12 protein-coding genes are annotated in these 12,875 nt (G+C 57.6%); 5 read left to right on the top strand and 7 right to left on the bottom strand.

Annotated elements, in window-relative coordinates:
• The first annotated feature begins 90 nt into the window (after positions 1–90).
• Both K5Y32_RS04315 and K5Y32_RS04310 read left to right on the top strand, forming a co-directional pair.
• On the top strand, positions 91–1,482 hold the full coding sequence (locus tag K5Y32_RS04315) for an L-cystine transporter (protein ID WP_222181881.1): 1,392 nt from the start codon (positions 91–93) through the stop codon (positions 1,480–1,482).
• Positions 1,483–1,725: 243 nt separating this feature from the next.
• Positions 1,726–2,109 (top strand): DUF6515 family protein, encoded by a 384-nt coding sequence (locus K5Y32_RS04310; protein ID WP_101764583.1) that lies wholly within the window; start codon positions 1,726–1,728, stop codon positions 2,107–2,109.
• 55 nt (positions 2,110–2,164) lie between these two features.
• Here the strand turns inward: K5Y32_RS04310 and osmE are convergent, their stop codons facing one another.
• Positions 2,165–2,500 (bottom strand): osmotically-inducible lipoprotein OsmE, encoded by a 336-nt coding sequence (osmE, locus tag K5Y32_RS04305; protein WP_007892614.1) that lies wholly within the window; start codon positions 2,498–2,500, stop codon positions 2,165–2,167.
• Positions 2,501–2,692: 192 nt separating this feature from the next.
• Here osmE and K5Y32_RS04300 point away from each other — a divergent pair, with 192 nt between their 5' ends.
• From K5Y32_RS04300 to cho, 3 genes are all read left to right on the top strand, one after another.
• A complete protein-coding gene (locus K5Y32_RS04300) occupies positions 2,693–3,883 on the top strand; it encodes a multidrug effflux MFS transporter (RefSeq protein ID WP_222181880.1) in 1,191 nt (396 codons plus the stop codon).
• Positions 3,884–4,000: 117 nt separating this feature from the next.
• Positions 4,001–4,828, top strand: a complete 828-nt coding sequence (gene nadE, locus K5Y32_RS04295) for an ammonia-dependent NAD(+) synthetase (protein WP_222181879.1) — start codon at positions 4,001–4,003, stop codon at positions 4,826–4,828.
• A 110-nt stretch (positions 4,829–4,938) separates the two neighbouring features.
• The gene (gene cho / locus K5Y32_RS04290; RefSeq protein WP_222181878.1) at positions 4,939–5,799 is read left to right on the top strand and encodes an excinuclease Cho; all 861 of its coding nucleotides are present in this window, start codon (positions 4,939–4,941) and stop codon (positions 5,797–5,799) included.
• Between the two features lie 79 nt (positions 5,800–5,878).
• Here cho and spy read toward each other — a convergent pair whose 3' ends face one another.
• From spy to K5Y32_RS04260, 6 genes are all read right to left on the bottom strand, one after another.
• Positions 5,879–6,376, bottom strand: coding sequence for an ATP-independent periplasmic protein-refolding chaperone Spy (gene spy / locus K5Y32_RS04285; RefSeq protein ID WP_137385657.1), 498 nt, complete (start codon positions 6,374–6,376; stop codon positions 5,879–5,881).
• A 343-nt stretch (positions 6,377–6,719) separates the two neighbouring features.
• Positions 6,720–7,715 carry a succinylglutamate desuccinylase gene (gene astE, locus K5Y32_RS04280; protein ID WP_222181877.1) on the bottom strand — a complete coding sequence of 332 codons (996 nt, stop codon included), beginning with the start codon at positions 7,713–7,715 and terminating at the stop codon, positions 6,720–6,722.
• 45 nt (positions 7,716–7,760) lie between these two features.
• Positions 7,761–9,089: an N-succinylarginine dihydrolase gene (gene astB, locus K5Y32_RS04275; protein WP_222181876.1), complete on the bottom strand. Its 1,329-nt coding sequence runs from the start codon at positions 9,087–9,089 to the stop codon at positions 7,761–7,763.
• Entirely contained in the window at positions 9,089–10,555 is a 1,467-nt protein-coding gene (gene astD / locus K5Y32_RS04270; RefSeq protein WP_222181875.1) for a succinylglutamate-semialdehyde dehydrogenase, read from the bottom strand. The genes astB and astD overlap by 1 nt, the downstream gene beginning before the upstream one ends.
• Positions 10,552–11,583, bottom strand: coding sequence for an arginine N-succinyltransferase (gene astA, locus K5Y32_RS04265; protein WP_222181874.1), 1,032 nt, complete (start codon positions 11,581–11,583; stop codon positions 10,552–10,554). Before astA ends, astD begins: the two co-directional genes overlap by 4 nt.
• Positions 11,580–12,800, bottom strand: coding sequence for an aspartate aminotransferase family protein (locus tag K5Y32_RS04260; protein ID WP_222181873.1), 1,221 nt, complete (start codon positions 12,798–12,800; stop codon positions 11,580–11,582). Before K5Y32_RS04260 ends, astA begins: the two co-directional genes overlap by 4 nt.
• Positions 12,801–12,875: the final 75 nt, after the last annotated feature.

Here is a 12,875-nt window from a genome sequence, read left to right as displayed (position 1 = left end):
CTGAGCTGATAACATTCCAAATATTCCCTAACGGGGACTTACTGTTTTTCGTGCCATCCCAGGATGGCGCGTCACACTCTGGAGTTGAGCATGGATTTTCCCCTCATTATTAATATCGTGGCGTTTATCGCACTACTAATTCTGCTGAATCGGATTGGCAACCAAAGCTGGAGCCTGTCCAAACGCGTGCTGACAGGTTTGGTTTTCGGTGTGGCCTTTGGTCTGGCGCTGCAAACCATCTATGGCGAAAACAGCCCAACCGTGAAAGCGTCGATTGGCTGGTTCAATATCGTCGGTAACGGCTATGTGCAGTTGTTGCAGATGATCGTGATGCCGCTGGTGTTCGCCTCGATCCTGAGCGCGGTTGCACGACTGCACAATGCCTCATCGCTGGGTAAAATCAGCGTGCTGACCATTGGCGTGCTGCTGTTTACCACCGCAATTTCCGCGCTGGTCGGCGTGCTGGTGACCGGCCTGTTTGGCCTGAGCGCTGAAGGTCTGGTGCAAGGTGCGCAGGAAACCGCGCGTCTGAGCGCGATTCAGAGCAACTACGTGGGCAAAGTGGCTGATCTCAGCACGCCACAGCTGCTGCTCTCCTTCATTCCGAAAAACCCGTTTGCCGATCTGGCGGGCGCCAACCCCACCTCGATCATCAGCGTAGTGATTTTCGCCGCCTTCCTCGGTGTGGCGGCGCTGCAACTGCTGAAAGATGACAAGGTCAAAGGCGATCGCGTACTGGTGGCGATCGATACCCTGCAATCCTGGGTCATGAAGCTGGTGCGTTTGATCATGAAGCTGACGCCGTACGGTGTGCTGGCGCTGATGACCAAAGTAGTAGCCGGTTCCAACCTGCAGGACATCATCAAGCTGGGTGGCTTCGTGGTGGCCTCTTATCTCGGTCTGGCGATCATGTTTGCCGTACACGCGCTGCTGCTGTCGGTTAACGGCATCAATCCAATGCGCTTCTTCCGTAAAGTATGGCCGGTGATCACCTTCGCCTTCACCAGCCGTTCCAGCGCCGCCAGTATTCCACTGAACGTGGAGACTCAAACGCGTCGCCTGGGCGTGCCAGAATCGATCGCCAGCTTCTCGGCGTCATTCGGTGCCACCATCGGTCAGAACGGCTGTGCCGGTCTCTATCCCACCATGCTGGCGGTGATGGTTGCGCCAACCGTGGGCATCAACCCGTTTGATCCAATGTGGATTGCAACGCTGGTAGGTATCGTGACGCTGAGTTCTGCCGGTGTGGCTGGCGTCGGCGGCGGTGCCACCTTCGCCGCGCTGATCGTGCTGCCGGCGATGGGCCTGCCGGTCACGCTGGTCGCGCTGCTGATCTCCATCGAACCGCTGATCGATATGGGGCGTACCGCGCTCAACGTTAATGGTTCAATGACCGCCGGTTCACTCACCAGCCGCTGGCTCGGATTGACCGACAAGAAAGTGCTGGAGAGCGACGAACACGCCGAACTGGCACACCGCTAAATTGATGAGTTGCAACAACGGCAGATCGCAAGGTCTGCCGTTTTTTTATGCCTGCGCGATATGCCCCGTAAGGTCGCCGTTTATGACGACCTTCCCCGCTTTCCTCCCCAATTCAACCCAATCATGGCGCTAGCGTCAGGAAAGCGTTAAGCATGGTAAACAGAGGAAAAATCAGCCGCTTTTCGCTTGAGTTTTCGCTCAGGAAGGCCAATTCTGCTGTTAATCACAGCAGGAGAATCACCGATGAAAACAGTTATCGCCTCGGTGCTGGCGTTAACCTTATTAACACCAGCCATCAGTTTTGCCCATCCCGGCGGTTGGGGCCCCGGCCCAGGCCCGCATTGGGGTGGAGGTCCACGTTGGGGCGGTCCCGGCCCGCTGCGTTTCCTACCCGAAGCAGCAACCGCCGTTTTGCTGGGCGGTCTGACCTATTACATGCTGAACGGTAACTACTATCAGCGTCAGGGCGACACCTATGTGGTGGTGCAGCCGCCTGAAGCCCCGCCGGGCGGCGGTATGCGCGTGCTGGATTTCAACGGCAAGCGTTATTACGTGCAGGAAGGTCATTACTACCAGCGCGAGATCGGCGGCGAGTATATCGAAGTGCCGCGTCCTTACGGTTTATAAGCGCCACAACGAAAAACGGCCCGTCAATGACGGGCCGTTTCTTATTCTGCTGCGATTACTGAGCCGCTTGCGGATCGGTATCGTAGTCTTTACAGCTCTGGAAACCGTAGTTCATGACGCGACCGGTATCGTTATAGCTCACGAAGTAGGTCTGCGGTTTGCCGTCGCGCTCGCCAATCACGTAAGTCTGGCAAGTACCGCGGGCGTGAACCATGGTGATTTCAGTAGACGCTGGGCCGGCAATCTGGCGAACCTGATCGCGCGTCATGCCTTTCTTCACATCCTTCACTACCGGCTTGGTTACGTAGCTTTCGGCTTTGTCATAAGTCGTACAACCAGACAGGGCTGCCAGCGTCATAGCGGCAGCGATACATCCCATCACTTTATTCATGTTGTTGTTCCTCGTTTTTTTGTCCATGTGGAGTAAGCCTGGAACATAAACCCAGATTTATCAACTTTATGGGATAAATTTAGCCAAATTCCGAAGCGTTAGGATTTGGTAAAAATGCTGTGTTGATGCGCTACGGTTCGTATAATCACCCGCGAAAAAATACCTTTAGCAATGAATAATGACAGAGGATTAATGACACCTGCACCTTCTAATCGGCTGGTTTATGCCATCACGTTGGGCCTGCTCGCTGCGCTCGGGCCACTTTGTATCGACCTTTACCTGCCGGCGCTGCCGGAGCTGGCGCGCGATCTGCACACCGAAACCGCCACGGCGCAGCTGAGCCTCACCGCTGGCCTGCTGGGTTTAGGTGCGGGTCAATTGCTATTTGGGCCAATGAGCGACAAGTTTGGTCGCCTCCGTCCGCTGCTGTTATCGCTGGTGCTGCTGTTTATTGCCTCGATTGGCTGTGCGCTGGCAAAAGACATCCACTCGCTGCTGGTGGCGCGTCTGTTTGAAGGTTTGGCAGGCGCCGGCGGCGCGGTGCTGTCGCGTGCCATTGCCCGAGATATGTATAGCGGCCATGAGCTGACGCGTTTCTTTGCACTGCTGATGCTGGTCAACGGTTTAGCGCCGATTGGTGCGCCGGTGCTGGGCGGCGCGTTGATGACGGTGCTTAACTGGCGCGGCATTTTCGTGGTGCTCGGCTGCATTGCCGTCGTGCTGATCTTCCTTGCCCGCTGGAAATTGCACGAAACTTTACCGCCAGCGCGCCGCAGTCAGGGCTCGATCTTTTCCGCCTGGGCGGCGCTCGGCCAGGTCGTCACGCATCGGCAGTTTATGGGCTTCTGCCTGACGCAAGGTTTTATGATGTCCGGCATGTTTGCCTATATCGGCGCCTCGCCGTTTGTACTGCAACAGCTGTATGGCCTGACGCCGCAAGCCTTCAGCTTCTGCTTCGCTGCCAACGGGATCGGCCTGATTATTGCATCACAAACCAGTGCGCGCCTCTGTCCGCTATGGGGTGAATACCGCGTACTGAAAGGTGGTCTGACACTGGCGTTTGTTGCGTCGAGCTGCTTGCTGCTGGCGGGACTTACCGGCGCGGCGCTGCCAGTTCTGCTGGTTGCGCTGTTCTTTACCATTGCCAGTAACGGCGTGATCGCCACCACCGCCTCTTCGCTGGCGATGCAGAGCCAGGGCCAGCGCGCGGGCAGCGCCTCGGCGGTGATTGGCGTCGGCATGTTCACCTTTGGTGCCATCAGCGTGCCGATCACCGGCCTGGGTGGCACCTCGGTGGCGAGCATGACCGGCACCATCTTTGGCTGCTTTATGCTGGCGATTGTGTCGTTCAATTTGCTGGTGCAGAAGGCAAAAAACGTCTGATTTGCCAGCAAATAACCTGAACAACCAGCCGTGCGGCTTGTTGTTTGTGGGGAGAGGCGTTAGCTTTAGCAGATGATTCGCATTGTGCCGTCAGGCTACTGACTTGAGGAGAGGTTCATGTCACTGCAACAGGAAATCATTGAAGCCCTTGGTGTAAAACCGGTTATCGACCCGCAGCAGGAGATCCGCGTCAGCGTTGATTTTCTGAAGTCTTACCTGAAAGCCCATCCCTTTTTGAAAACGCTGGTGCTCGGCATCAGCGGCGGCCAGGATTCAACGCTGACCGGCATTTTGTCGCAAACCGCGATTCGCGAACTGCGTGAAGAGAGCGGCGATAACGATTACACCTTTATTGCCGTGCGCTTGCCGTATGGCGTGCAGGCCGATGAGCAGGATTGTCAGGATGCGCTGGCGTTTATCCAGCCGGATCGCACGCTGGTGGTGAACATCAAAGAAGCGATTCTGGCCAGCGAACGTGCGCTGAAAGACGCGGGTATCACGGTGTCGGATTTCGTGCGCGGCAATGAAAAAGCGCGCGAGCGCATGAAAGCGCAGTACAGCATCGCCGGCATGACCAAAGGCGTGGTAGTCGGTACTGACCATGCGGCAGAAGCGATCACCGGATTCTTCACCAAGTACGGTGACGGCGGCAGCGACATCAACCCCATCTTCCGTCTGCACAAAGGCCAGGGCAAACAGCTGCTGAAAACGCTGGGCTGCCCGGAGCACCTCTATCTCAAGCATCCCACCGCCGATTTAGAAGATGATCGTCCCGGCTTGCAGGATGAAGTGGCGCTCGGCGTGACTTATCAGCAAATCGATGCCTATCTGGAAGGCAAAAACATCGATGCCGCCGCTGCGAAAACCATCGAAGGCTGGTATCTGAAAACCGAGCACAAGCGTCGCCCGCCGATCACCGTGTTCGACGACTTCTGGAAGAAATAAGCCCCTCGCGTTTCCCGCCGTGTGGGCGGGAAACTTTCTCATCGCCGCTGACTGGCGAGAAAAAGCACAGTTTGATACACTGGATGGACAACCAGTAATTGGAGTGTGCTTTGGTCAGACGTGCAGCCAGCCACCGCCTCGATGTCGATGCGGCAGCCATCTATCAATATCCCGAACATTTACGTCAGTGGCTGGAAGGTTTACCCAACCAGCCGGGCGTCTATACCTTTCACGGTGAAAGCGAAAATCTGCCGCTGTATATCGGCAAAAGCGTCAACCTGCGCAGTCGGGTGATGGCGCATTTCCGTGCGCCGGATGAAGCTAAAATGCTGCGTCAGGCACGACGCGTCACCTGGATCCCCACCGCTGGCGACGTCGGCGCGCAGCTGCTGGAAGCGCAGATGATCAAAACGCAACAGCCGCTGTTTAACAAGCGCCTGCGTAAGAACCGCCAGCTCTGTTCGCTGCAACTGGGCGACGGTGCGCCGCAGGTGGTGTATGCAAAGGATCTCGACTTCTCACGCTCGCCTAATCTTTATGGCCTGTTTCGCAGTCGCTTTGCCGCGCTGGAGAAGCTAAAAGCCATCGCCGATGAGCAGCGCTTGTGCCACGGCTTGCTTGGGCTGGAGTCGTTGCGTCCGGGACGCGGCTGTTTTCGCGCTGCACTAAAACGTTGCGCCGGTGCCTGCTGTGGTAACGAGTCGGTTGCTGAGCATCAGCAGCGCCTGCATGCGGCATTAGAGCAGATGCGCATTCAATGCTGGCCGTGGCAAGGCCCGGTTGGCATGGTGGAAACGGGCACGGAGATTACGCAAATCCATGTGATCGATCACTGGTTCTGGCTGGGATCGGTCAGCAGCGAAGCCGAAGCGCGCCAGCTGCAGCGCGCCTCGCACGGCTTCGATCATGACGGCTATAAAATCCTTTGCCGTCCGCTGCTTTCTGGCGTGTTCCCGCTGATCGAGCTGTAAAAACAAAACCGCCGAGGTTGCCCAAAGCATCAGATGCGATGGACAACCCCGGCGGTCTCTATTCAGTTAGCGAAAGAACTTATTCAGCATCAGCCGGCGGTGGTGGCGTTTTGCCATCGTGCGGGCCTTTCTCGGTTAAGCGCTTCTCAAAGTTCGCGTTGTACTGTTTCTTCTGCTCTGGTGTCAGCACGTTGTAGATCTTGTTCTGGGTTTCCATCATCTGCAGCGCACGATCTTTGGCATTCGCAGTCATCTTCTCAGCCTGCGCTTCGGCTTTCGCACGGTCAAAGGTATCGGAAGCGATGATGGCATGGTCAGCACGACGCTCTTCCAGCGACGGGCGTTTCATCTCTTTGTGTCCATCACGCAGGATGGTTTTGATCTGCGCTTTCTGCGCATCGGTCAGGTTCAGACCTTTAAACATCATCTCCATACCGTGATGACGCATCGGCGGCTTATGCATCGGTTTTTCGCTGCCTGCTGGCGGCGGAGTCAGGTTGTCTGCCGCTGCATGGACGATATTTGCAGCACCAAAAGCCATTGCGGTAGCCAGGAACACAGAAGTTAATTTACGCATAATATTGTCCTTACTTATCAGTTTAATGACGACAGCCTGTGTCGCGTCTTCGGAAACAAGCATACGACGCTGAACGTCAACTACTCAGAGGCTGAGTAAAGCCCTGAAAGCATAAAAGACAGAGATCAGGCAATCATGGAGAGAAAGAGAAGAAATGCGTGAGGAATTGAAAAAGTTTATGACAATCAAGGGAAAAACGCAGGAATTAAGGAGGAGTGTAACGGTATTGTCGGTTTTCAGGAAGGGAAATGTCGGCGCTTAATCCCGTTGCAAGCTGGTGCGCACCATTGCGCACCGCGTCCGTCGTAGGGTCGCCATTCATGGCGACCAGCTACGCAGAAAATCACAACGCCAGCGCCTGCGTCTGTTCATTCTCCTCCACCAGCATCAGCCCGGCGCGCAATCCCGGCGCGACATTTGGATTGGGAAACAGCACATACTCGCGCGCCTGCTGCACGTAGTAACGCCGGTCACCCTCCTCCGCCAGCAGCGTGCCCTGCGGGAAAGCGGTGAAGTTCAGCGTCTCCGGCCCCATGTGCAACACAAACTTATCGCCGTGCCGGGTCAGCTGTTGCGCCACGCGATAATGGCGCGGCTGCTCACGCACCTCCGGCAAGGCATCGCCATACAGCAACGCCGCCAGCGCCCGCTGTACGCCAGCAAACTGGCTTAAATCATTCTCACCAAACGGCAAAGCCTTGCCCAGCTCCAGCGTGCAGCTCGCCGCATTATGGTGCTCGCAGCTGTAATGGGTGAAGGTGCCGCCCGGTGAACGATGGAACACCAGCGCCTCCATTTCTGCCGCCGCCAGCCAGTGCATAAACGCCTCGGGCCACGGATTGGGATTCAGCGGCATCACGCCAAAACGCGCATGATACGAGCCGCGAATCGCGGTATGCAGATCGAGGTGCCAGCGCACTTCATGATCGAGACAGGCGCGCCAGAAGCTCTCCAGCTCCTGCTCCAGCTGCAGCACGCGCTGCGCTTCGGGTACATCAGCCACCTGCTGCCAGCGTCCACCAAACAGGCGATTGATATCATGTTGCTGATAGCGCTTGCCGCTGCGCAACGCGGCGGGATTACCCAAAATCACCAGTAAGCGCACCGCCAGCGGCTTCTCGCCTTTTAAGAGTGGCGTCAGCAACATATTGAGAATCTCAACCGGCGCGGTTTCATTGCCGTGAATACCCGCAGAGAGCACCAGCGCCTGCTGTGTGGGCGTATGCGGCGTGAGGGACATCAGTCCCTCGTTATGCCATTGCCAACTGAGATGATCGTTGCTGCCCTCTCTTTGCTGTGGCGGCTCACCAGACAAGGTCTGCTGTAAAAAATCCTGCATGTTCACTCCTTTTTAACGACGTGGGGCGAACCTCTCACCCCGGCGTTAACGCTGAAACGCGTAGACACTGCCTAAGTCTAGCAGCTTCGTCAGCTCATCCAGCGCGGTGCGCCCTTCACGCAGCAGTTGCGGGTCGGCTAAATCGGCCTGGGTTAAGCGATCGCGGTAGTGGCGATCCACCCAATCGTTGAGCGTGGCAAACAGGCGATCGTTCATCAGTACCGCCGGATTCAGCGCCTGACGCTCGGTTTCGGTTAACACCACACGCAAACGCAAACAAGCCGGACCGCCACCGTTAAACATGCTTTCACGCAGGTCGAAAACTTTCAGTTCACGAATCGGCCCGCCGCTCTCCACCAGCTCGGTGAGATAACGCCACACGCCTGTATGCTGGCGTGACTCTTCTGGCAGCACCAGCAGCATACCGCCGTCGGCGCGTTGCAACAGCTGGCTGTTAAACAGATAGGTATTGACCGCATCCGTTACCGAAACTTTATCGCGCGGCACTTCAATCGGCTGAAAACCGCTAACGCGGGCGGCGATGTCACTCAGCAACTGCGGCTGGTTCACAAAGGCATCCTGATGGCAGAACAGCACCTGCTGATTGCTCACCGCAATCACATCGTTATGGAACACGCCCTGATCGATCACCGCTGGATTTTGCTGGGCAAACAGCGTGCGCTGCGCATCGAGCTGATGCAAACGCGCCACCGCTTCGCTAGCTTCCCGCGTTTGGCGCGCCGGATAACGTGCTGGCGTTGCGCCCTGCTGCTGACCATCACGGCCATAAATAAACAGCTGCACGCCCGCATCGCCATAATCACTGCCGAAGCGATTGTGATTGGCCGCGCCCTCATCCCCAAACTGCGCCACCTGCGGCAGCGCATCGTGCACGCTGAAGTGCTGCGGATGACGGAAAATGGCGCGCAGCAGATCGGCGGTTTCCGGTGCCTCTATGGCGCGATGGAATTTGTTATTCAGATTGGCGACGGTGAAATGCACCCGACCATCGGCGCTGTCCGCCGACGGCGACACCGTGGCGGCATTCGCCACCCACATCGCCGAGGCTGAGCTGGCCGCCGACAGCAGCTGCGGCGCGTGCTTCGCCGCCTGCGCCAGCACCTGCTCATCGCTGCCGCTAAAACCGAGCTGTCGCAGCAGCGGCAGATTAGGACGTTCGTGCGGCGGGATCACGCCCTGCACGTAGCCCATATCCGCCAGCGCTTTCATCTTCAGCAAGCCCTGCTTCGCCGCCAGACGCGGGTTCGAAGGTTGCAGCTGATTGCGCGTCGAGGCTTCGTTACCAAACGACAATCCCGCGTAGTGATGTGTCAGACCGACCAGCCCATCAAAGTTCGCTTCAAACGCTTTCATTATTTCGCTCCCTGCGCGGAGAAATCGAGGCCCGGCGCTAAGCTGCCCGGCAGCGCCAGGCTTGGGCTCTCCAGCGACGCCATTGGCCACGCGCAGTAATCGGCGGCGTACCATGCGCTGGCACGATGATTGCCGGATGCGCCAATACCACCGAAAGGTGCAGTGCTGGCCGCACCGGTCAGCGGTTTGTTCCAGTTAACGATACCGGCGCGCGCCTCCAGCAACAGCTGATCAAACTGCGCGCGCTGCGGCGAAATCAGGCCGCACGATAAGCCATAGCGCGTGTTATTGGCGATAGCAATCGCCTGCTCGAAGCTGTCGTAGCGAATTACTTGCAGCAGCGGACCAAAGACTTCTTCATCCGCTAAATCTTTCACTTCGGTCACATCAATGATGCCCGGCGTGATGATGGCGCTGTCGCGATCCGGCCAGTGCATGCCGAGCAACACTTTCCCGCCCTTTTCCACCTGCTGCTGCCAGGCGGCGAAAATATGTCCGGCGGCGGCGGGTGAAATCACGCTGCCTATAAACGGCTGCGGCTCGGCATTCCACGCGCCAGGCTGCAAGCGCGCACTGACCTCAACCAAACGCTGCAGGAAGGCATCGCCCGCCGCGCCGCGCTTCACCAGCAGACGACGCGCGCAAGTGCAGCGCTGCCCGGCGGTAATAAAGGCCGATTGAATGGCGATGTGTACCGCACCATCGAGATCCGCAGGATCTTCAACAATCAACGCATTGTTGCCGCCCATCTCCAGCGCCAGCATTTTTTCTGGTTGTCCGGCGAACTGACGATGCAGGTGATAGCCGGTGGCGGCGCTTCCGGTAAACAGCAGGCCATCAATTTGCGACGCATTGGCCAGCGCCTGACCGGTTTCCCGACCGCCCTGCAGCAGTGCCATTACGCCCGCCGGTAAACCGGCTTGCTGCCACAGCTGCACGGTTTTCTCCGCCGTCAGCGGCGTCAGTTCGCTCGGCTTAAACACTACGCAGTTCCCCGCCAGCAGAGCCGGCACAATATGGCCGTTCGGCAGATGGCCAGGAAAATTATACGGACCAAACACCGCCAGCACGCCGTGCGGACGATGGCGCAGCGAGCTCTCTCCATCGGCCTGTTCGCCGGTGCGGCTGTGATAGGCCTTAATCGAAATGGCGATTTTGTTGATCATCGCCTGCACTTCGGTCAGCGTTTCCCAGCGCGGCTTGCCGGTTTCCTGGGCGATGGTTTCCGCCAGCGCGTTTTTGTGGCTTTCAAGCAGACGGGCAAACCCTTCCACCAGCGCCTGACGCTCCGCAAACGGTTTTCTCGCCCACTGCGGGAACGCCGCGCGCGCCGCTTCGCAGGCCGCAGCCACTTGTGCTGCCGATGCCGCTTTGCCCTGCCACAGCGTTTCGCCGCTAACCGGATTGAGTTTGCTCAGCGCATCAGCGCCGCCGGTCACCCATTGACCTTGAATAAAATGCGTCATGCTTTTTTCTCCTCGCGACACAGCGTGACCACACGCAGTTGATCGCCAATGTTGCAGTGCAGCGCCACGCGCTGGCTTTCAGTCAGTTTTACCGTGCCGGATGCCATATCCACCGGCAGCAGCGCCACGCGGAAATGCTGAAAATCCGCGTTGGCCACCAGACACAGCGGCCAGCTTTCATCGGCTGCACCGCTCTCAGCGGTTAACTGGCGACTCTTGCGAATGGCACGAATGCGATCGATTTCGCACTCCAGCGTCGGGCCGCCGTCGAAGATGTCGACATAGTTGAGATAGCGGAAACCTTCCGCCTCCAGCACCGCACGCGCGGGCGCAGTTTTCGGATGGACTTCGCCAATCACTTTTTGCGCCGCTTCAGACAGGTAATGAATGTAGAGCGGATGTTTGGGCATCAGCTCGGCGATAAAGGCTTTTTGCCCGGTGCCGCTCAGAAAGTCGGCTTTGCTGAACTCCATCGAGAAGAAGCGGCTGCCGACGCTGTCCCAGAATGGCGAGTGGCCATTGTCATCACTGACGCCACGCATCTCCGCCACCACATGTTGCATAAAGCGGTCGCGGAAGTTGGCCATAAACAGAAAGCGCGACTTCGAAAGCAGATGGCCGTTTTTGCCATCGCGGTAATCGGGATCGAGGAACAATGTGCAGAGTTCGCTGCTGCCGGTATGATCGTTGCTGAGCGACAGCGTCGGCAAACTGGCGTAAACGTTCAGCTCTTTCGAGGCGTGCACCTGTGTGCCAACGCGGAAGTTGTACCAGGGATCCTGCAAACCCACCGCCGCTTCGATGGCGCAAATGCCGACGGCGCGATTATCCTCGCTGTCGGCCAGCACAAACACATAGCCTTGTTCGGCAGGCGGCAACGCGCCTTGCCAGGTGAGCAGCGAACGCTCAATACGGGCTTTGAGCGTTTCGCTATCCGCGGGCAGCGAGGTTAAGCCGCCCCCGGTTTTGCCCGCCAGCGACAACAACTGCGAGAGATCGTCACGTTCGACGGGGCGAATCACCATCATGATGTAGCTCCTTTGAGCACGCGTTCACAGGCACGTTCAAAGCGCGCCAAACCTTCTTTAACTTCGCGCTCGCTGATGTTCAGCGCTGGCGCGAAACGTACCACGTTGGCGCCTGCTATCAGCACCATTACGCCCTCTTCGGCCGCGGTGAGGTTGAACTGTTTGGCTTTACCGGCGAAATCATCGTTAAGCACGGCGCCAATCAACAGACCCAACCCGCGCACTTCTTTAAATACCGGCAGACGCTTGTTCAGTTCCTGTAACGCCGTAACAAACCATTGATGACGCTCGGCCACGCCGGCCATAAATTCCGGCTGATTAATCAGCTCCATCACTTTGCCCGCGACTGCGCCCGCCAGCGGATTGCCGCCGTAGGTGGTTCCATGCGTGCCCACGCCCATCACCTGCGCCAGATCTTCACGCGTCAGCATTGCGCCAATCGGGAAGCCGCCACCCAGCGCTTTGGCGGTGGTCAATACATCCGGCGTCACGCCGTAATGCATATAGGCATACAGCGAACCGGTGCGACCCACGCCGCTTTGCACTTCATCAAAAATCAGCAGCGCATGATGTTTGTCGCAGAGTTCACGCAGTCCGCGCAGGAAAGCGGGATCGGCTGGCAGGACGCCGCCTTCACCCTGAATCGGCTCGACGATCACCGCGCAGGTTCGGTCATTGATCAGCCCGGCCGCCGAGGCCAGATCGTTGAAATTAGCGTGTTCGACCGCCGGTGGCAGCGGCGCAAAATCCCGGGAATAGGCCGGTTGTCCGCCTGCTGTCACGGTAAACAGCGTGCGACCGTGGAAAGCATTATTAAAGGCAACGATGCCATTTTTCTCGGCACCGAAACGGTCGTGTGCGGTTTTACGTGCCAGTTTCAGCGCCGCTTCATTCGCTTCAGCGCCGGAGTTACAGAAGAACACGCGATCGGCAAAAGTGGCATCAATCAACTGCTTGGCGAGACGCAGGATCGGTTCATTGGTGTAGCCGTTACCGGTATGCCACAGTTTGCCGGCCTGTTCGATCAGCGCCTGCTGCAAGGCGGGATGCGCATGACCCAATGCGTTAACCGCAATGCCACCGGCAAAATCGATATACTCTTTGCCTTGCTGATCCCACAGCGTTGAACCTTCCGCGCGGACCGGAATAAAAGCCGCGGGTGCATAAACTGGCATCATCCATTGATCGAAATTCTGACGTGAAACCTGCAGTGACATAGCCCTTTCTCCTGCTCCACACCCGGTGAAGCCTTTTGTTTTGAAATTGTTAAAAATGTTAAGTGGCAGCTCTAC

This window comes from Pantoea sp. DY-15, from assembly GCF_019795935.1.
GTDB classification, from domain to species: domain Bacteria; phylum Pseudomonadota; class Gammaproteobacteria; order Enterobacterales; family Enterobacteriaceae; genus Pantoea; species Pantoea leporis.
The sequence above is the reverse complement of the archived record's forward strand: the minus strand, read 5'-3'. Positions and strand labels throughout refer to the sequence as shown.